Origin of the sequence: Mesorhizobium sp. M0011, from assembly GCF_040324155.1 — a bacterium.
Taxonomy (GTDB): Bacteria; Pseudomonadota; Alphaproteobacteria; order Rhizobiales; family Rhizobiaceae; genus Mesorhizobium.
The window spans coordinates 18,893-39,171 of the sequence record NZ_JAMYVQ010000010.1 but is presented as its reverse complement, the minus strand read 5'-3'; the positions used below and the strand labels follow the sequence as shown (position 1 = coordinate 39,171).

Annotated in this window: 16 protein-coding genes and 1 pseudogene; 4 read left to right on the top strand and 13 right to left on the bottom strand. The window is 61.2% G+C overall.

What is annotated here, in order from left to right:
* Positions 1-191: 191 nt before the first annotated feature.
* From NKK51_RS13725 to NKK51_RS13715, 3 genes are all read right to left on the bottom strand, one after another.
* Complete coding sequence (locus tag NKK51_RS13725; RefSeq protein WP_352553338.1) at positions 192-2,147, bottom strand: AAA family ATPase; 1,956 nt, start codon at positions 2,145-2,147, stop codon at positions 192-194.
* A 664-nt stretch (positions 2,148-2,811) separates the two neighbouring features.
* Positions 2,812-3,261, bottom strand: a complete 450-nt coding sequence (locus NKK51_RS13720) for a hypothetical protein (protein ID WP_352553336.1) — start codon at positions 3,259-3,261, stop codon at positions 2,812-2,814.
* 245 nt (positions 3,262-3,506) lie between these two features.
* Entirely contained in the window at positions 3,507-3,647 is a 141-nt protein-coding gene (locus tag NKK51_RS13715) for a hypothetical protein (RefSeq protein WP_164779986.1), read from the bottom strand.
* A 191-nt stretch (positions 3,648-3,838) separates the two neighbouring features.
* Between NKK51_RS13715 and NKK51_RS13710 the strand changes: the two genes are divergently transcribed.
* Complete coding sequence (locus NKK51_RS13710; protein WP_023809918.1) at positions 3,839-4,480, top strand: response regulator transcription factor; 642 nt, start codon at positions 3,839-3,841, stop codon at positions 4,478-4,480.
* A 334-nt stretch (positions 4,481-4,814) separates the two neighbouring features.
* Here the strand turns inward: NKK51_RS13710 and NKK51_RS13705 are convergent, their stop codons facing one another.
* Both NKK51_RS13705 and NKK51_RS13700 read right to left on the bottom strand, forming a co-directional pair.
* A complete protein-coding gene (locus NKK51_RS13705; RefSeq protein WP_352553334.1) occupies positions 4,815-6,920 on the bottom strand; it encodes a hypothetical protein in 2,106 nt (701 codons plus the stop codon).
* Positions 6,921-7,427: 507 nt separating this feature from the next.
* Positions 7,428-7,608: pseudogene (locus tag NKK51_RS13700) on the bottom strand (IS21-like element helper ATPase IstB); the annotation flags it as partial.
* 469 nt (positions 7,609-8,077) lie between these two features.
* Between NKK51_RS13700 and NKK51_RS13695 the strand changes: the two are divergent.
* Positions 8,078-9,847, top strand: a complete 1,770-nt coding sequence (locus NKK51_RS13695; protein ID WP_352553489.1) for a type I secretion system permease/ATPase — start codon at positions 8,078-8,080, stop codon at positions 9,845-9,847.
* Positions 9,844-11,193, top strand: coding sequence for an HlyD family type I secretion periplasmic adaptor subunit (locus tag NKK51_RS13690; RefSeq protein ID WP_352553332.1), 1,350 nt, complete (start codon positions 9,844-9,846; stop codon positions 11,191-11,193). The genes NKK51_RS13695 and NKK51_RS13690 overlap by 4 nt, the downstream gene beginning before the upstream one ends.
* A 21-nt stretch (positions 11,194-11,214) precedes the next feature.
* On the opposite strand, the gene NKK51_RS13685 is transcribed toward NKK51_RS13690, so the two are convergent.
* The 8 genes from NKK51_RS13685 to NKK51_RS13650 all read right to left on the bottom strand — a co-directional run bounded on the left by NKK51_RS13685 (position 11,215) and on the right by NKK51_RS13650 (position 19,724).
* Positions 11,215-12,051, bottom strand: a complete 837-nt coding sequence (locus NKK51_RS13685) for a sulfite exporter TauE/SafE family protein (RefSeq protein WP_352553330.1) — start codon at positions 12,049-12,051, stop codon at positions 11,215-11,217.
* Between the two features lie 125 nt (positions 12,052-12,176).
* Entirely contained in the window at positions 12,177-12,923 is a 747-nt protein-coding gene (gene pldH / locus NKK51_RS13680) for a pyridoxal 4-dehydrogenase, SDR-type (RefSeq protein ID WP_023809923.1), read from the bottom strand.
* A gap of 33 nt (positions 12,924-12,956) precedes the next feature.
* The gene (gene ppaT, locus NKK51_RS13675) at positions 12,957-14,135 is read right to left on the bottom strand and encodes a pyridoxamine--pyruvate transaminase (RefSeq protein ID WP_023809924.1); all 1,179 of its coding nucleotides are present in this window, start codon (positions 14,133-14,135) and stop codon (positions 12,957-12,959) included.
* A gap of 25 nt (positions 14,136-14,160) precedes the next feature.
* Positions 14,161-14,967 (bottom strand): 4-pyridoxolactonase, encoded by an 807-nt coding sequence (gene pldA, locus NKK51_RS13670; protein ID WP_023809925.1) that lies wholly within the window; start codon positions 14,965-14,967, stop codon positions 14,161-14,163.
* 47 nt (positions 14,968-15,014) lie between these two features.
* Positions 15,015-15,950: a putative B6 ABC transporter permease subunit 1 gene (locus tag NKK51_RS13665; protein ID WP_023809926.1), complete on the bottom strand. Its 936-nt coding sequence runs from the start codon at positions 15,948-15,950 to the stop codon at positions 15,015-15,017.
* A gap of 3 nt (positions 15,951-15,953) precedes the next feature.
* Complete coding sequence (locus NKK51_RS13660; RefSeq protein ID WP_023809927.1) at positions 15,954-17,051, bottom strand: putative B6 ABC transporter permease subunit 2; 1,098 nt, start codon at positions 17,049-17,051, stop codon at positions 15,954-15,956.
* Positions 17,048-18,616, bottom strand: coding sequence for a putative B6 ABC transporter ATP-binding protein (locus tag NKK51_RS13655; RefSeq protein ID WP_352440320.1), 1,569 nt, complete (start codon positions 18,614-18,616; stop codon positions 17,048-17,050). The genes NKK51_RS13660 and NKK51_RS13655 overlap by 4 nt, the downstream gene beginning before the upstream one ends.
* Positions 18,617-18,695: 79 nt before the next feature.
* Positions 18,696-19,724, bottom strand: coding sequence for a putative B6 ABC transporter substrate-binding protein (locus tag NKK51_RS13650; RefSeq protein WP_031212769.1), 1,029 nt, complete (start codon positions 19,722-19,724; stop codon positions 18,696-18,698).
* A 100-nt stretch (positions 19,725-19,824) separates the two neighbouring features.
* Here NKK51_RS13650 and NKK51_RS13645 point away from each other — a divergent pair, with 100 nt between their 5' ends.
* Positions 19,825-20,250 (top strand): hypothetical protein, encoded by a 426-nt coding sequence (locus NKK51_RS13645; RefSeq protein WP_023809930.1) that lies wholly within the window; start codon positions 19,825-19,827, stop codon positions 20,248-20,250.
* Positions 20,251-20,279: the final 29 nt, after the last annotated feature.

Here is a 20,279-nt window from a genome sequence, read left to right as displayed (position 1 = left end):
GTGTGGACTCATTTGTGGGTATACTTTCCTCCTTCCGAATCCACATTTTTCGCCACGCCAAATTCCGGTTCAGTTCGCATCAAGTGCCGCGATGTCATGAAGGGCGCGGGCGAAGCGCGCACCTACTGCTACGCAACCTCGCGGGCGGTTCAAGGCGCCGTCTGCATGTCACCGTAAGCCGTTCGCCGCGTCTACGCCTTGGCTGCTTCTGACTGGCCCGGCGCTGGCGGAATTCCGAGGACGACCCTGGCGATGCGCTCAAGGTCGGCCCGCGGCTCCGGCGGAAGCTGGTCCCAAAAATCATCTGAGGATACGAGTGCTATCAGCGCCCCCATATTTTTGCTCTTATGACCTTCGGGTAGGTAGTTTTCTAGCGCTCCTCTCCCCAGGATAAACATGTTGTCCGCCTCTTTTGCACCAATGAAGGTATCGAGAATAGCTTGGTCGGCGGCGTCCAAATTGGGCCGCAAACGCAAGCGGTGCGATTTGATGTAGGCCCATAGATCCTGCGCGTCCTTCCAATCCCCCGAGGACAGAGCCTCCTCAATGCGCTCAACGAGGGCCGCGCCATCAAGACTTTTGACGTTGGCGATCACGTCGTCTTTGATTTCATCGGCATTGAGGACGAACAGGTTTTTGACATCGCCGCTGCCTACCTGCTCGATATAGTCGAGGTCGGCGACTACGACCCATTTAACGTGGCACGCCTCAAGCAATTTCTGATAGGCCGTGAACAGTCCTTTGCCGCCGACGCTTACAACCTCAAGTGATGGTATCCCCTGTATGCCGTTCTGCTTGGCCACGATCTCCAGTACCCTCTCAAAAACGATCCGATCCGAGAGCCCTTCCACAAGGATCACTTTGTCCGTGAAGAAGACGCGTTCGTTGTTCTGAGTGTTGACGACATTGAACAAGTGCTTGGCGTTTGGCAGTGCCGTCGAGTTCAGCCGGACGATATCGCTCCTCTGGTTCTCCGAGAAAACACGGGACACATATTGAATCGACGCCGGGGAGATAAATGTCGGCGAGTGGGTCGCCAATACGAACTGGTTGCCTGTCGTCTTCGAGAGCTTTTCGAAGAGCGCAAATAGCGCGCTCTGCCAGCGTGGATGCAAATGGAGTTCTGGCTCGTCCACGATGATAAGGGCGTTCCTAACGTTCAGGGCATAGATGGCGAAAAGGTAGGTAAGCAATTCTCGCTCGCCCGAAGATGCCCCGCCCACAAGGAAGGACGATCCTTGCTTAGTGAGCCGCACGTCGTATGTGTTGCTCAGGGGATCGACCGTGACCAATTCCCAACTGTAATTAAGGTCTTTCAAATCGCGGGACAGGGCGATCAAATTCTCGTCCTTGTAGAAGATATCTTTGACCTCGATGTTCGATTGCTCCTGCAAAAGCCGGTACTTTTTTGCCAAGCGGCCAATCGCGAACGGGATCACGTTTGACCCTGATCTTGACGACGCGGCGTCAGACGAACGTTTCTGATCAAAGTCGTTGTAACCTGACAGGCCGATAGATGAGCTGAAACCACTTGATGTGCGGTTCACGGGCAAGTAAACCATAGGCGTTCGGAGCGTGCTCATCCCGGCTTCCGCTCTGAAATTGTTGTCTGTTTCAAAGACGTGGAGATACCGCAGGAAGTGTTGCGCCCAAGCTTCTGGCGGTGGCACGATCGTGCCATTCTTCCAAATCGCCACGACGCGCGCGCCAGGCACGATTGCAGCAATATCCCAATCTTCAACTCCCTGCCAAGGATTGCTGATGAATCGCCGCTTCTGCGCTGCAAGCACCTGGCCCGCCTCGGATTGAATTAACTGCATGTTGTCGATGTCGTCTTGAGTGATCTCAAGCTCAAGTTCGATCACCTGATCGAGGGCCCCGCCTGCGCTGTTCTTTTCAAAAAAGAGTTGGTTGAGTTGATCGTTGTATTGCTCTTCCCAGCGATCAGGTTCGTCGGCGGTTGGGGCATGACGGTAGTAGGGCGAGTTGAAGATGTAGCGCCGGAGCATAATGACAAGCGTGTCCAGCAGGTTTGTCTTGCCGCCGCCGTTCGGGCCAATGAGAATAGAAATCTGTCCGTCGAAGGAAATTTCTCTCCGGTCTAAAAAACTGCGAACATTCTCAATTGCTAATCTTCGAATTTGCATACGTGCCCCCTGCCTGCCCAACCCACAATATCCTTTGATGTCCGCTTTCTCGAATTGCCACCTGATAGCGGAGCGTCCTCTTTCCACCCCATTGCGGTCGTGTCGTCGGGCACCAAGAGTCAGGTTTTCACTCTAGAGTGCCCAAACCTACTGTGATGATCGTTTGATGGCATACCGGAAATCGAATACACCTTACTTCGTTTGGGGACTCATTTCTTGCAAAATGCTGAATCAGACGGTCTAAATAATTGATTTCATTAGCGATTAACATCCCTCTCCCGCTACCAAATTTCTTCAAATAAATTTAGGCATTTAGGCGTCATCTAGCGCGCCTTCTTTGCCATTCTCAAGTCGCACCATGTTGCAAATGACTACCGTTGATTTCCAAGGGTTTCCTGCAACTATCGGCAGGTCCACGCGACATGGATGCGACCTGAACCCCTTTTCGATGAGCGAAATATAGACCGTGTGTTGAAGGCCAGGCACCGGAGATAATGCTCGACCTCGTGTTGGCCTGAGCTTCGTTGGACGGCGCGCTAGGCATGCTGCTTGCCCACGTGCATGGCTTGCCGATGGTCGAGGGTGCTGACATCGTCAAGAGAATCCCCCACGTCGGCCGACAGGGCTACTTGGCCGGTCAAGGAACGATTCCGCCCTCGGTGGGTTACAAACTCATGATGAACACCATCAAACCCCACGGAATCGGGATTGCGTCCGATGTCGCCAATGCCAAGCCGCCAAGCCGCGGATCGAACGGGCCGAACTCGCGATTGAACGCGCGGAAAAGATGGTGGCCCAAAGCATCGAACGGTCCGGCAGGATTCGGCGTCTGGTCGAGGCCGCCAAACGAGATCGATAGCCCCAAATGACAATGCTGTTCGAACCCTTGGACTCGGATTATCACAAACGCAGCGTGCTTTACCACGCGGCCCGGCTTTCGATGCTCCATGATCGAATGATGATGCGATTCGACAAGGTCGACGAAGCGGCCGACAAAGTTGAAGCTGCGGCGACCGTGCTGGTCGATGTCACCCATGGCTCTGCCGTCGCCGCGTTCCAGGACGCTGTGTTCCGGAATTCGTCGGCAGATTTCCTTCAGATTGAAGCGGGCCAAACCCTCGGGCTCTGAACTGCGAGGGATGGCGGTGATACGGAACCCGCAGAAGGCAACATGCGTTGCCCATGGTTGATTATCTCAAATCGGTTGTCCGGGAACTCATGCCGGCCTGGCTCGTGCGGAAGTCGGTCGGCGTCGACGTTCTAGACCTGAGCAGCAGCCACTCACACGCGACCTGATAGGCGCTGCACCGCCAACGCGATACCGCGGGCCAGTGAGATCGGAACCTCCCGACCGCAGGCTCAACGAGTCGCAACTGTAAGGCAGTCATGCAGCGCTGCCCCCTGGCCGTCGCTGAGCAGGCCGGTCGTCACCCGGTCGCGATAGCATTGGGCATGCCGGTCGGTCGACTTGTCCAGCATCTTGCGGCCGACATCGCGCACCTTGCCGATCCGACGAACAAGCTTAATCTCCGACAGTTCCTTCCGGAACCAGGGCTTTGGTTGCTCCCCGGCCCGTCGCGGATATAGCAACATGTATATTAGCTGTTACTTGACAATATGCCTACGCTCTGGTTTCCTGATTTAACGGGTGTTTAACCAAGTTCGTTGCGTTTTTTTCGGACGGTGTTGGTATGTCGACTTTGGTTGTCGCCGACCCGCGGGGGGTGTATCTCGCCGGTCTGGAGTGGGTGTTGCAGAAGGCTGGGCACGATGTTGTCGCCCAGTGTCGCCGCCCTGTGGACGTTCTCGCTCATGTGGAGCGCCATCAGCCTGATATCGTCATCGTGGGCGTGGATCTCGCGGACCAGCAGACATCAGGTCTCTCCTCACGGCTGAAGGCCGGCAACAGCGCTCTCGGCATCATCTTCATCGTGCAGCCAACCGGCAGGCTCGATGTCAAGGAGATACAGACGCTCGACGTCGACGGCCTGTTTCTGGACGGCATCAGCCACCGCTTTCTCATCGAATGCGTGAATGCGGTGGCGGCGGGCAAGAAGTGGATCGACAACAAGATCGTCCAGCAACTGCTGATGCCCGGGTCGCAGCCGCAGCCAATGTCCCGGCTGACCGGGCGGGAGACCGAGATCGCCGATCTCGTCTCGCGCGGGCTGCGCAACAAGACCATCGCGCAGCGGCTGCATTTATCCGAAGGCACGGTGAAGATGCACCTGCATCACGTCTACGAGAAGCTGCACCTCGGCGGCCGGGCGGAACTGGCCTGGATGACGCACGGCAAAAGCCTCGCCCCCCCCCCAGGAACGGGCCTCCTCTGAAAGCAGCACTTTTTTAACGGGCATCGACGTGAGGCCGGCAGCGGGCCGGAAAGCCGCGCGATGGCATCGGCCGCGATTGCGACAGCCTGCTCTCGGTCCGACCCGCCTGATAACCGGGGCATTGGAGATTGGCTTGGCGGTTGCTGGCTCTCCCCTCCTCCGGTTCCTTCAGCCAAAGAGGCTGGTTGTCGGAAAGCCGCCACAGCATACACCGCAAGCCGCCGCTTTGCATGTCGCCTAGTTTGAGTCCAGAGCCTTGGTGTCTTGAACGTCCGGCCCCTCGAAGGGGGCCGGATCGTCTGCGTTGAAGCTAATGAAGGCTGCGAGAACGTCATCAAACGATGAAGTCCTGGCTTGCGAGGATGCTCAGTGTTTGCGTAGCAGCATCCCCGTCGAGGTCGGTGTTTGCCAGAGTGAATTCGAACGGCTGATCGTCAACTGGGCCCTCGATGCTCGTCGAGAAGTCGAGGATGCGAACACCCGAGTTGGCACCGCCGACGTGGAACTGAACGTAGGCCGTGTCGAAGGCTTGCCCACCATCATCATCGATGGTCACGGTCTGATTGCCCGAGCGCAAGCCAGTAACGTTTTCGATGGTGTGATCGATCAGATTGCCGCCATCGTCGTAAAGCCACGATTCTACGGTGATGGCGTTGATGTTTCCAATTCCTGCGACCGCGAAGGTTAGATTGTTGATGTCAGACCCGTCCGCAGTGGAGAAGGTAAAGCCCTCGTTGTTATTGATCTGCGAAGCCTGACCGCCTTTCACGCCGAAACCAACTGCATCGGGGTTAAGGTCGTCAGCCGCTACAGTCGGGCCTCCCAGTGGAGTGGTGTTGAACGGCACAAAGGCTGCCTCGGTCGCGTCCGCTGCGGGCGTAGCGTTGAAGATCAGGCCGTCAAAGACGATGCTGCCGGTGTTATCCACCGTGGGTACTGTCAAGGTCTCCTGGGGACCGCCCGACTTGACCGCATTGAAGTTGAGGTCGGACTGCTCACCCTGGGGTGTGAAGAGCACGTCGAAGGTGTATCCCGAGTCGGTCACGTTCAGTTGGTAAAGATCCGTATCGGTGGCCACGTCGTGGTACGTCAGCGTGGTTCCGTCGTTGGTGAGGGTCTCCGTGATGGCAGTGCCACCGAGATCGGTGAAACCGGTGATGGTGACGTGTGAGCCGTCGGCTCCGGGAGTAAGGTCGAACGTCCCTGTGTCCTGTTGATTGGCGGCCAATCCGACCTGGAACGGCGTTGCATCACCAGTGATGCCGTCGAACGTCGGCCCGGCGTCCTCGAACACGAGGTGCGTCCCGAGATCCTCGTGGTTGACGACCGTCACCTCAGTCGTTGACGGGAACGCGACTTCGAGGTTCTCAACGCGCACGCCGGAGGTGCTTGCCTTCGTGTCGTAGAAAAATCGAACGTAGATTTGATCGACGCTATCATTCGGTTCGATCGTGTAATTCTCGAAGACGGCGCTGCCAGCAGGTAAGCTTACTGTGTCATGGCCTGTTGCAACTACTACCCCATCATCGACAGCCCACCACTCGATGTTAACGCTCTTCACGCCGCCTATGCCCTGGATGTCGAACCGGATGCCGCCGATCTCGTTCTCATCACCAGAGGTCCAGGCCGCGTCTTGAACGAAGAAGCCCTCATTTTGATTCAGCTGAGAGGCTTGGCCGCCCTTCACACCGAAGCCGATGGAGTCGGGGTTCAGATCATCATTGGTTCCGGGGTTCTTGTTGATGGTCGTCGGATCAGTGACTGTACCTACCGGACCTGCCGGGAAGATGATGCCATCAAACTTGGCGCTGTGGCTGTCAGTGGGATCGGCTGTCGCAACCGTGAGCGTCTCCTGCGGGCTGCCTGCCGGGATCGACGCGAAGTCGAGTGGCTGAAACGTCGTTACGAGTTCGGTGGTCGTTACATCCAGTGTGATCTTGCCCTGGGCAAATGACAGGATGTCGTCATCGTCAATGACAGGAGGATCACCAGGAACGTTGTGCTGCAGCGGTTCGTATTGAATGAGGTAAATCTGCGCCGATGACAGGTCAGTCTCGTCAAGCGCAACCGCGAACGCCAAGGCGCCAGCGGGATCGGCGTCACCATTCCCGTCGGCCTCGCGTCCATAAATGATGCCGCCCTCATTGTAGAGGAAGATTTCCACACCGTCGACGGTAAAGAGGCCGCTCGTGGTGCCGCCCGGGCCGTCATCGGGAATCGACAGCGCCAGATCGGTCGCGCCGGTTGTGTCAAGGAGGGCGGTGTTGACAGCCACCTGCGGGAACCCTGTCGTGGGGTCGGTAGGACTGATTCCAAGCACGCCGAGAGCGGTGAGCGCGTCGCTCAGCGTCTGGTCGAGGAGGACATCGTTATCATCGGTGACGGTTTGTACGCCGATTTGCTCGTCGAGAACGAGATTGGTGTCGGTAATAGTGGTCATAATCTTCCTCCCAATTGTGATCGAGCTGTCCCCAGGGTCAGTTGGAATGAGGTCAGGGCGCGCCGAAAATGGTGGATTTCGAGAACCGGAACAGAGCACGCCTTGACGTGCGTAAGTTCCGGAGGCTTGGAAAACTACGATTGCCCGTCCGCCATCACTTGAGATGCCACTTGAAATGCTAACAAACCCCAGATGCTCAGGGGTCAATTTGGCGCAGCCTAAGGATGGCAAGTCAACTTTCCGTCTGGTAGTATTATGACCTATATCGAACGATATATATCGTTTTCGATAGGGTCGCCGGCGTCAATATAAATGGGAATATTGACCTGGCGGAGAAGCGCCGTAGTGAATGCCCGCGCCCGGAGCAAACCATACGTGTCAAACGCCTTGCAAAACTGGCCCCGATCGGCGTCCCCCTTTATGTAGGGCACGTCGCTTAGCGCTCGCCGGAGCTTATCGGGTTGCGCAGCCTGGCGAGCGCGGATGAGCTTGGCCGTGTTGTGTTGATCAGGCGCGGTTCTTGAAGCGCCGGGACTCATTGACAGTCTCGATGATCTCACAGTGATGCGTGAGACGATCCGAGTTCATCGAGGACGACGAAGCCGAGGCGGGTGAGATAGTCGGCGATGCGGCCCTGCTTGCCGGCGCGACGCTCGGTCTTGAGCTGGTTGAGCAGATCGACGACGTTGCACCTATCACGTCTACGAGAAGCTGCACCTCGGCAGCCGGGCGGAGCTGGCCTGGGCATGGCAAAGGCGCTGAGCGTCCAGGAACGGGCCTCCTCTGACACCCCACTCTCAACTGGCATCGACATGAAGCGGCAAAGGGGGCCGGAAAGCCGCGTGATGGCATCGGCCGTGATACCCACCGCAGCGCCTGCGTCAGCCTGATCTATCGAAAGATATATATCGTTCGATCAGGTGCGGACATTGACCTCAATACTATCGAACCGGGAATGGACGCCTCCTCTTCGGCGGCGCCACAATCGAGGATCAAAGGCCGCAATTCAGCGCGTTAGGGCATCTGGGGATGGGGATCCCCTTTTCTTGATGCGTTCAAAAAGGGGGAATCTCGATGGCACCCACCATAGCAGCTCATGGCTGGCCTCACTGCAATCCCTTGCGCCGGATGTCACTCCGCACACCAGAGAAATAGCGATGAAAACCAAGCAACAGCCCCCTGCCCTGCAGGTGGTGATGAAAGAGATCAAACGCGCCATTCGGCCGCTGATCTGGTTCAGCGGAGGCATCAACGTGCTGATGCTGACCGGGGCGCTTTACATGCTCCAGGTCTACCACCGCGTACTCGGCAGCCATAGCCTGGAGACGCTGGTGATGCTGTCGCTGATGGCGGCGGCCGCGCTCGGGACGCTCGCCGGGCTGGAAGTAATACGCGGGCGTCTTCTGGCCAAGGTCGGATCATGGATGAACGCGCGCTTGGGACCGGTTCTGCTGACCGCATCGGTGGAATACGCCGCGTCGGCGCCTGGCCAGGCCAACGCCCGTCCGCTGCGCGATCTGGACCAGGTGCGGAATTTCTTCACCAGCCCGAGCGTCTTCCCGATCCTCGACGCGCCTTGGGCGCCGCTGTTTTTCGCTGCCATTTTTGTCATGCACCCATGGCTTGGATGGCTGGCGCTCGGCGGCGGGATCGTCCTGTTCGCTTTGGCGCTGCTCAACGAATACGTCACGCGAAAGCCCTTGACCGAGGCTGCGGGTGCGCAGTCGCGGGCATATGTGCAGGCCGAGGCTGCAATCCGCAACGCCGAGGTCGTCCAGGCCATGGGCATGCTGAAGCCCCTGTTGGAGGGCTGGAAGGCACAGCAGGACGAGGCGAACAAAGGACAGGTTCTTGCCGCCAACCGGGGTGGGGCCATCGCGGCTATCGCGCGTTGTCACCGGCTGGCCCTGCAAATGGCGATACTCGGCCTCGGCGCCTATCTGGTACTTCGCAACGAGGCCTCGCCCGGTATCATGATCTCCGCCTCGATCCTGATGGGCCGCGCATTGTCACCGGTCGAGCAAGCCATCGGCACATGGAAGGCGACGCTCGGAGCGCGTGCCGCCTACCGGCGTCTCACCGCTGTCGCCGGACAGCACCGGGAGGCCACACCGGTTCTGCCGCTACCACGACCGAAAGGCAGGTTCGAGGCCGAGAACATTGTGCTTGCCCGACAGGGTGGCGAACATATCCTGAAAGGCATCAACTTCCGCCTCGAGCCGGGTGAAGCGATGGCGTTGATCGGTCCGAGCGGGGCTGGCAAGACGAGCCTGGCGCGCATACTCGCCGGTGCCTGGCGCCCGTCCGCGGGGCGCGCCTTGCTGGACGGAACGGATGTTGCCCAATGGGCGGCGGAAGACCGTGGCCGTCATGTCGGCTACCTACCGCAGGACATCGAACTCTTCGCCGGCACCGTGTCCGAAAATATTTGCCGCTTCGCGACGCTCAACCCGGCGGTCTTCAACAAGGTGGTCGAGGCCGCGCAGTTGGCAGGAGTCCACGAACTGATCAAGGGACTGCCGAAGGGTTACGCCACCGAGATCGGCGAATCCGGCGCCGTCCTGTCAGGCGGGCAGCGCCAGCGCATCGGGCTGGCGCGGGCACTCTACGGCGACCCCGCGCTGCTTATCCTCGACGAACCCAATTCCAACCTCGACAGAGAGGGCGAGGAGGCATTGATTGCTGCTCTCGGCGTGGCCAAGGCCACGAACACAACCGTTATCCTGATCGCGCACCGCCCCAACCTTTTGGACAAGATAGACAAGATACTGGTGCTCAACAGAGGTCAGCAAGATCTCTTCGGGCCGCGCGACCATGTCTTCAACGAACTCGCCAACCGTGTCAGCAAGGTGGCCCATCTGCCCAAAGCGGCCCAGTTGCCAGCCCTTGAAGTGGTCAAGGAAATCAAAGAGGTCAAGGAAGCATGAGCCGCCCCCCCGGATTGAACGTCGTGCCGTTGCCCCTCGCGCCGCCCTCTCTCCTGGAGCCGCAACCCCTCCGTCTCACCGGCGTGACGTGCACCGGGTTCGCGATCATGTTCCTGTTCTTCGGCGTGGCCGGGGGTTGGGCGGCGCTGGCGCCGTTGGACAGCGCCGCTGTGGCGCCGGGCGTTATCAAGGTCGCCGGCGACCGCAAGCTCATCCAGCACCTCGAGGGCGGCATCATCGCGGAGTTGAACGCCGCCAACGGGGATATCGTCAAGGCGGGCAAGATCCTCGTCCGGCTCGACGACACGCAGGCAAAGGCGCAGCTCGACCTGATCCAGAACCGGATAGCAACGCGTGAGGCGCTGGCCGCCCGTCTCAGGGCCGAGCGCGACGGCAAGGCCGAGATCGAGTTCAATCCGGCGTTGCTCGCAAACCCCGCCACCGCCGTGAAGGACGCGGTGGCAGCACAGCGTGACGTGTTTGCCGCGAAGCACCACAATCTGAAGGACGAGCGGGAAATTCTCGGCCAGCGCCGTCACCAGGTCGAGGAAGAGATAACGGGACTGGAGCAGCTTATCGTCACCGAAGACAAGCAGATCGAGGCAATCGAGGGCGAAAGCAAAGACCTTGAGGGTCTGCTCAAGAAAGGGCTGACCACCCGCGAACGGAACCTGTTGCTCAGACGCCAACAGCGGGAGATCGAAGGGGAGCGCGCTACCAACATTGCCGCAATCGCCCGTGCCGGAAGCGCCATGGCCGAGATTGATATGCAGATCCTGAACCTCAACACAGTGCGGCTGAACCAGGCCGTCGATGAGTTGAGCAAGGTCGAGGCGGAGTTGTTCGACCTCGGACAGCAGGAGCGCTCCGCCAGGGACGTGCTTGACCGCACCAACGTCGCCGCACCGGTTGACGGCATCGTCATGGACCTGAAGGTCCATACGGCAGGCGGCGTCGTGAAACCCGGTGAGACATTGATGACGATCGTGCCGCTCGGACAGCAACTCGTGGTCGAAGCCATGGTCAAGCCGGAGGATGTCGAGACGATCGCCCCCGGACAGCCCGCGCGCGTCAGCTTCCCGGCGTTCGCTCGCTACAACCTGCCGCCGCTCGAGGGCGTCGTGGAGATCGTGTCGGCTGACCGCATGGTTGAGGAGCGCAGCGGGGCACCTTATTTCGCCGCGACCGTTTTGATCGACAAGAGCGAACTCGCCAAGCTGGAGGGCCGCAAGCTACTGCCCGGCATGTCGAGCGAGACGATGATCCGGACAGGTGCCCGCACCGTGCTTTCCTACCTCGCCGAGCCGATCACGCAGAACTTCCGCCGGGCCATGCGGGAAAAATAGCCGTAGGCCGCTGAACCGGATTCAGGAAAGCAACATTCGCCCGGCCGTGATCGCCAGGAAGAACGCAAAGGCAAGTTTCAGGTAGCGCGGATTGAGCGCGTGGGCGAGCCTTGCGCCCAAGGGTGCAAACAGAAAGCTCACCGGCGCTATGATGGCAACCGCCGGCAGGCTGACGTAACCCAGGCTGAGCGGAGGCCTGCCGGCGATTTCAAGACCCGACCAGATGAAGCCGGCCACTGCCGGAAGCGCGATAAGCAGGCCAAGCGCCGACGATGTGCCGACGGCCCGGTGCACCGGAAAGGAAAAACTGGAAAGCGTCGGCACCGAGAGCGTGCCGCCGCCAATTCCCATCAGCGAAGAGACAAAGCCGATCACAGCAGCGATCGCGCGGTTGATCCAGCCGCTTTGCGGCAGGTGATCGGAGATCACGAGGTGCTTCGGCAGCGCCATGTTGACGGCCACCAGCAGGCCGGCGACGCCGAAGACCAGCCGCAAGCCGGCGCCCGGGATGAATTTCGACATGATGCCGCCGACGAGGGCACTGGCGAAAATGGCCGGTCCCCACAGAGTGAGCAGAGGCCGATCGACATTGCCGCGCCTGTTGTGCGACCGCATCGACGAGATCGAGGTGGGGATGATGACCGCGAGCGAGGTCGCGACCGCCAGATGGCTGATCACAGCAGGCGAAAAGTGGAACAGGCTAAGCACCCAGAACAGCACCGGGACGATGACGATGCCGCCGCCGACCCCCAGCAGACCGGCGAGCACGCCGGAGGCCATTCCGGTCATGGCCAGGCCGGCGACCAGCATTGCAATCGTCAGCCCGTCGAAAACCGACGTGTCGAATCCGAAGTCCACCGTGATTTTTCCTTGATTGGCTATTTGCGGCACGGCCTTGCGGGCACGGCCGCGCTCCCGCTGTTGCGACCCAAAAAATGCAGGTCGCCCAGAAGGGTCATAGCGTTTTTGGAATGCGCTTTTGGTTAGTGGCGCACCATCCCGGCGTCGACATTGAGCGTCTGGCCAGTGATCCAGCGCGCATCGTCGGAGGCCAGGAACGAAACCACGTCGGCGATATGTTCCGGCTGCCCTTTGCCTTTCATGGCCTGAAGCATCTCGACGAAGCCGAACGCCTCGTTGTGCGGGCTCGCCTTGACGCCGTCGCTCTCGATGAGGCCGGGCGTCACCGCATTGGCGGTGATGTTGTATTTGCCAAGCTCGGTGGCGAGCGCCCTGGTGAAACCGATGACGCCACCCTTGGCCGCGACATAGGCCGCCATGTTCGGCGTGCCGGCAAAGAAGGTGTTGGATGCGATGCTGATCACCCGTCCGGCCTTGCCTGCCGCACGCATCTGGTCCGTACCGGCGCGGCTGACGATGAAGGTGCCGGTCAAATTGACGTCGATGATCTTGCGCCAATGGTCGAGATCGACATCGTCCCAGGCGACGAACGGCACGATGCTGGCATTGTTGACCAGGATGTCGATGCCTCCGGTCAGGGTCTGGATTTCGGCGAAGAGCGCCTTGACGGATGCCGAATCGGAAATGTCCGCGGCGATCGCCCTCGCCTTCCCGCCTATCGTCGCGGCCGCCACCCCGGCGCCTTCGGCATTGATGTCGCTGACGATGACGGTTGCCCCGTCGGCGGCCAGCCGCGTTGCGATCGCCTTGCCGATACCCTGCGCGGCGCCTGTAACCAGGGCCGTCTTTCCCGCAAGCCGTTCAGTCATGAAAATGCTCCCTCAATCCGTGGTGATGTCTGTTCAGGCGTCGGCGTCGATCACGGCCAGCGCCGCGTCGATACCCTTGCCGATCGCCAGTTTCTGGCCGGCCGCGTTCATGGCGCCGCCAAGCGCCGTGAGCGCCGCGATCGCATAGATCGGCTGGGCGGTCGGACCCATGTGGCCGATGCGTGTCAGCTTGCCCAAGGTTTCGCCGCGGCCAGACGAAAACACCACGCCGTAGCGGGCGCGCGCGGCCTGGCGAAGCGCCTTCTCGTCGATGCCTTCGGGCGTGCGGACAGCGGTCGTGGTCGGCGACGCGATGCTGTCGCTGGCAGCCCAGATCGACAGACCCATCGCGGCAACGCCGGCGCGCATGGCCTTGGCGGTGAGTGCATGGCGCCCCCACACAGCCTCCGGTCCCTCATTGAGATAGAGGTCGAGCGCGACATCGAGCCCGTTGATCTCCGAGACCGACGGCGTGAATGGAAACGGCTTGTCCCGCGACCACGCATGCTCCCAGTCGACGATGCTGAGCATCGACGCGCGCGGCGCCAGAGGATTGGCCTTCATCTTGGCCCAGGCCCGCTCGCTGACACCCATCATCGTGAGGCCGGGAGGCGCGCCCAGGCATTTGTTCGGGCCAGTGACATAGATATCGGCCTTGCAATCCTCGGGATGCGTCTTCATGCCGCCAAAGGACGAGACGGCATCGACGATGAGGTAACCGCCATGGGCTGAGACCAGCGCGCCGATGGCGTCAATCGGATTGATGGTGCCGGACGGCGTGTCGTGGTGGCAGACGGAAACGACGGTGATCTCCGGATGCGCCTTCAGCATTGCCTCGACCGCCTGCGGATCGATCGCCTCGTTGTAGGGCACCTCGATCTCGAGCAGATGTGGCGAATAGCGCTTCGCCCAATAGCCAAAGCCCTTGCCGTAGACTCCCGAGGCAAGGTTGAGCACGACATCGTCCGGCGTGATCAGCGAGGCCGCGGCGGCCTCCAGGCCAAGCACCGGCTCGCCATGCAGGATGACCGGCTTGTTCGACAGCCGCATCGCCTTTTGCGCCTTGTCGACCACACCCTCGTAAAAAAGCTGGAACGCCGGGTCGTAGTCGTAGAGCACCGTGCGACCGAGGCCGCGCAGCACTTCGGCATAGGCGTTCACCGGCCCCGCGGTCAGGGTGATGACCGGATCGGCGTGTTCGAGATAGCGCATCGTCTTGTCTCCCGATTGCAGGCGGTCAGCCGTAGAATTGCGTGCCGGTCCTGTAGGTCTTGAAGTTGTCCATGTCGTGCGAGTACATCAACTCGGCGCCATGGTCCTCGGCGAGTTTCTTCACCTTGCGCATCGAATTGACGCCCGCCACCGGATCGATGTGGAAGGCCGCCTGGCACAGCGTTTCAAGGCTCTTTTGCGTATAGGCCGCGTCGATGGTGAACATGATCGGCTTGCGCTTGGGGAACTCTACCAGCAGGCTGTAATGGCCGATCGAATGACCGGGCGTCGAGATCAGCCGGACACCCCTGGCAAGCTCGACGTCGCCATCGATGCCTTCGAAGGTCGAATTCGCCCGTGTCGTTCCCGCAAGCAATTGTGCGGTCGCGCCACGCGCTTCGGCAGCCTCCGCCGAAAAGCTCAGGTCGGAATAGCCGAGATGTTCGAAGGGCTCGGGATTGCAAGCCTGCGGCACCTCGGTCCGATGACAGATCTTCTTGGCATGCGGAAAATACTTGTTGCCGCCGCAATGATCGAAGTGGAAATGCGAGTTGACGACGACGTCGATGTCCTTCGGCTCAAGGCCGAGCAGCGCCAGGGCGCCGGGGATGGTCTGGTGCTTTTCCTGGATCGGCTTTTCGAACGGCAGCACCTTCATCACGTGGTCGTAGTCGTAGCCGGTGTCGATGAGGAACCGACCCTCGGCATGCTCGATCAGGATCGAATAGACGGGGAAGCGCACTTCACCGCCAGGGCCGCGATTCCAGAACACATGATAGCCGTCGAGAACGAGCGAGCCGCCGTCGAGCAGGTAGACCTTGGTATCCGACATTCTTGCCTCCTTTATTGGCGCGGGTCCCGTCCGCGCATGAATTGTGCTCAGCGCGCGCCGCGCTCGTATGGAATGCCGAGCGCCGCCGGCAGGCTCGCGCGCCGGCCGAACAGCACCAGCATGATCATCACCGCCAGGAACGGCAGCATCTGGATGATGTCGGTCGGTATGTTGATGCCGGCCACCTGCATGGCCGTCGTCAGCGACAGGCAGACGCCGAACAGCAACGCGCCGAACAGCACCCAGATCGGGCGACCGCGCGCCAGCATGGCCAGCACGATGCCGAGAAAGCCCGCGCCATTGGTGATGAACGGAATGAACAGCCCAGCCCCGACATTGGCGAGATAGGCGCCGCCGAGCCCAGCCAGCGCTCCGGTCGTCAACACGGCGATGGTGCGGGTCCGCACGACATCGATGCCGGCGACATCGAGCGCGGCCGGCTTGTCGCCTGCCGCCTGCAAATTGAGGCCGAGTTGCGTGCGCCGATAGAGGTAGCTCATGCCGAAAACCAGCGCGACCGCCAGATAGACGATCAGATGATGCTTGAAGAATGCAGGCCCGATGACCGGGATGCCCGAAAGCAGCGGAATGACGGTAGCATCCGCCGCGGGCAGGCGCGGGTAGCTGCGTGAGAACTGGAAATGGTGGAGCAGTGCCGTCAGGCCCTCGAGCCCCAAGGTCAGCGCGATGCCGATGACGATCTGGTTCAGCCCGATGCGCACGCAAAGCAGCGCCATGACAAGCGCCACCGCGGCGCCGCCAGCGGCACCGGTGAGAAAGCCCAGCCACAGCGACCCCGAATAGAAAGCGCCGACAAAGCCGAGATAGGCGCCGGCCAGCATCATCCCTTCGATGCCGATATTGAGCACGCCCGCCTTCTCGGAGATCTGCTCGCCGAGCCCGGCAAGCAGCAGCGGGATCGCCGCGGTGACGGCGCCGAACAGGAGCGCGCTGAGAAAGACTTCGCTGAACAGCCCGGTCATGCCCTAGGCCCTCCGCGACTGGTTGTATCGGTGATCGAAATATTCGGCGAGCGCGAGCACGATCAGCACGATGGAAACCAGCACCAGCGTGAAATGATTGGGCACGCCGAGCCGGCGCGCCGCGCTCTCGCCGCCGATCGAAAGCACCGAGAGCAGGAACACGAAACCAATGGCTGCAAAGCCGTTCATGCGGGCGAGAAAGACAGCGGGTATCACCGCAAGCCCGTAGGCGGGATTCCAGTCGGCGCGGACATTGCCCTGGACGCCGATGATGTCGACAGCGCCGGCAAGTCCGGCCAGCCCGGCGGAAATGGCGAAGACGGCAACGGTCAGGCCGGGAACGCCGAGCCCCGAGTGAACCGCCGCGCGTGGATTGGCGCCGACGATCCTCAGCTTCAGCCCGAACGCCGTGCGCGTCATCACCAGATGCACGATGACGATCGCCGCCAGCCCAAGCAGCAGGCCACTGGTGATGGTCGTTTCGAACAGGCGCGGCAGCCGGCCCTCCACCGGCAGCGTGCGCGTCTGCGGCACGGTCGTTCCCGGATCGCGAAATGCCAGCTTGACCAGCACATTGGCGAGCGAAGTGCCGAGGAACGTCATCATCAGCGTGGTGATGATCTCGTTGACGCCCTGATAGGCACGCAGCAGGGCCGGCACCAGCGACCAGATCATCGCCACCACCATGGCGACGAGGAACGAGCAGAACAGCGCCAGCCAGGCTGGCATGATCTGCACGAACACGGGAGCGCTGGCAGCCGCCGTCACCGCGCCAAGCAGGAACTGCCCGTCGCCGCCGAGATTCCACATGCCGGCGCGAAAGGCCACGATCAGGCCGGCGGCAAGAAACAGCAGCGGCGCCATGCGCGTCAGCGTCTGCTGGATGCCGAGCGGCGAGAACAGTCCCTTCTCCAGCACGAAGCCATAATAGGCGAGCGGGTCGACGCCGACGGCAAGCAGGATACAGCCGGCTATGACGAGAGCGATGAGGATCGGGCCGAGCGTCATCAGCAGCCGATGCAGGATGTCGCGGCGCGTCGTTGCCCCGCTCGTGGCATCGAGTGCGGTAGCACTGACCGTGGGTGCGGTGTCAATGCTCATGCGGCAAGTCCGATCATCAGGCGACCGACCTTGGTGCGGGCGTCGTCGGCATTCTCGACGGTGCCGACCAAAGCTCCGTCGGCGATGACGGCGATGCGATCGCACATGCCAAGCAATTCCTCGAGGTCGGTGGAGATCAGCAGCACCGCAAGGCCACGCGCCGCCGTGTCGCGGATGCGCTGGCGCGACGCCAAAGTGTTGGCGAGATCGAGCCCGTAGGTCGGCTTGTTGAAGATCACCACCTTGGCGCCCTCAGCCAGTTCTCGCGCCAGAAGCACCTTCTGGATGTTGCCGCCGGACAGCCGCGCGACAGGCGTCTTCAGGCTCGGCGTACGCACATCATATTCGCGCACGAGCTGGGCGGCGCGCTTGTCGATCTCCGCGCGTTGCTCGACGCCGTTGCGCCAGAACGGAGCCGCGCCGACCTGCTTGAGAAAGAAGTTGATCGAGACCGGGAAGGTTCCGACAGTGCCCTCGCCCAGCCTGTCGTCGGTCAGGTAGCGAAGGCCGCGCCGGCGGCGCTCGCCGACGCTCAGCGTCTCGATGGCGGCGCCTTCCAGCCGCACCGAGCCGCCGGCAGCTGTACGCTGGCCGGCCAGCGCTTCCGCCAGCTGCTTCTGGCCGTTGCCGTCGATGCCGGCTATGCCCAGGATCTCGCCCGGGCGGATGTCGAAGGAGATCGACGACAGGCCCGGTGCATTGTCCGTCGGTGCTACCGCCAGATCCGTAACCTGAAGCAGCGGGGCCGCTTCTGCTCGGGCAGTGCGGACCGGACGCTCGACGGCTTCCGGATCATCCTTCTGCTTGCCGAACATCAATTCCACGATCTCGGAGACGATCTCCTGTTCGCCCAGCGTGCGAAACCGCTCGGGCGGGATCTCTCCGACCTTGCGGCCAAGCTTCAGCACCGAGATGCGGTCGCCGAAGGCAGCCGCCTCCTTGAGCTTGTGGGTGATGAAGACGATCGCCAGGCCCTGCTCGACAAGGCGGCGCATCAGCGCGCCCAGTTCGTCGATACCTTTCGGCGTCAGCATGGAGGTGGACTCGTCAAGGATGAGCAGCCGGCTGTTGCGCAGCATCGCGCGCAGGATCTCGACCTGCTGCTGCTCACCGAGCGACAACTCCGATACCTTGGCTTGAAGCTTGACGGTGATGCCGAGCGTGCCGGTGATCTCGGCGACGCGCGCCGCCAGTTCCTCGGTCCTGGGGCGCTGCCACCACGGCCCGCCAAGCAGAAGGTTCTCCGCCACCGTCAGCGTCGGCACCAGCATCATGTGCTGGAATACGGTGCCGATGCCGAGTGCCAGCGCATGGCGCGGCGAGGTGATCGGCGTCGGTTTGCCGTCGACCAGTATGCGTCCTTCGTCCGGCTGCTGCAGGCCGGACAACATGCCGATCAATGTCGATTTTCCAGCGCCGTTCTCGCCCAGCAGCACATGCACTTCGCCCGGGCGGATCGACAGGTCGACGCTGTCATTGGCAACGATGCCGGGGAACCGTTTGGTCACGCCTTCAAGCGCGACGATGTCGCGCCCGGCAACGGACGATGAAGAAAAACCGCTCATGAAAGCCCAGCACCAAAAAAAACGGGAATCGTCCGGAGGGGTGAACGGATCACCCCTCCGGCAGTTGACCGTGATCGCCTTACTGGGCGACGCTGGTCATCAGTGCCCTGACGGCGGCCGCGTCATAGACCGGCTCGACCTTGATCTTGCCGGAAATGACGTCCTCGCGCAGCGCCTGGATTTCCGTCCAGACATTGTCCGGGATCGCAGCGGTCTTCAGCAGCTTGACCGAGTCGTCCTTGAGGCCGATCGTATAGTGTTTGGTGCCGAACGTGTCGGCCTTCAGGTCGGCAATCATTGCCGCATAAACCGGCTCGATGTTCCACACCACCGACGACAGCAGGAAGCCCTTGTCGATCGGTGACTTGTCGCCGATGACATCGATGAAATAGACCTTCCCGCCATCGGCTGCCTTGGTCGTCTCGACCGCCTGCAGCATGCCGAAGCTCGAACCGTTGCCCTGGCCGAAGATGATGTCGGCACCGGATGCGATCACGCTTTCGGTGACGCGCTTGCCGCCGGCCGCGTCGCTGTAGGCGGCAGGGCCGATCACCGCATAGGTGATCTTGACGTCAGGGTTTTCCGCCTTCACGCCTTGTGCGAACGCCGCCGACTGCGAATTCCACGATGGCGGTTCGCCCGAGACGACGATGCCGACCGACTTGGAACGCGACACCTTGGCGGCGAGACGGCCGGCGAGATAGGCACCCTCGTGGCCGCTCAGCGTGTAGTCGGCGACAAGGCCCTTCTCCAGGCCGGCTGGCGTGTCGACGATCGCCACCGGAACTTTCAATTCCTTGGCGATTTCGGGCGCCGAGGTGTTGTAGCCGCTGGCATGCGCGATCAGCAGGCTGGCGCCGTCGGAGGCAAGTTCCCGCAAGGTCGGACGAACGTCGCCATAGCCGAGACCCTGGGCCACGACCACTTCGACACCTGCGGCTTTGCCCGCCGCCTTGGCAGCGTCGATGCCTTGCTGGTTCCAGCCATAGTCCGTGCCTTCTTCGGGCGTCAGGATGGCGATCGACTTGACCTCGCCGGCAAGCGCGCCGCTCATCAAGACACCGCTCAATATAACTGCACTTACACTGCTCTTGAGAATCTTTAACATGTTACCCTCTCTGTTTTGATTTACCAATCAACATTCTTATTGTTATTGCGCGAAAGCGAGATAGACTGCCTGCGAAATTTATATATGGAGCTCAGGCAAAGTGAAGATCCGTTATGCCCTTCCGGTGATGCTGGCGTTGTCGTCCTTCGCCAACGCGGTTGAGTTGCACCATGTCACCGTCCGCACCGGCACTGACGGGCTCGACATGGTTCCGTTGACGATTTCGAATGCGGGCAGCGAAGGCCTCTCCTGCAACGCCGACTTCGCCCACTGGTATTCAGCCGGGATCGCAACGATCGAGCCGGGCAAGAAGACCCGCGTCGAGCTCTGGTTCGATGCGAAGACCGGCACGTTCACGATCCTCAACGACAAGCGCGAGAACCTGCCCGTCGAGCGGCTGTGGTGCGGTCTGGCGAGCCGGGCATATGCCACCCGCGTGCAGGTCACGCTCGACCGCGCCGATGCGGCGAAAGGCGAGCGTGATGTGTCCTGCGCCATCGCGCAGGACAGCCTGGTCTGCCGGTAGGCGCTCATCGATCTTTCCGTTCGAACACC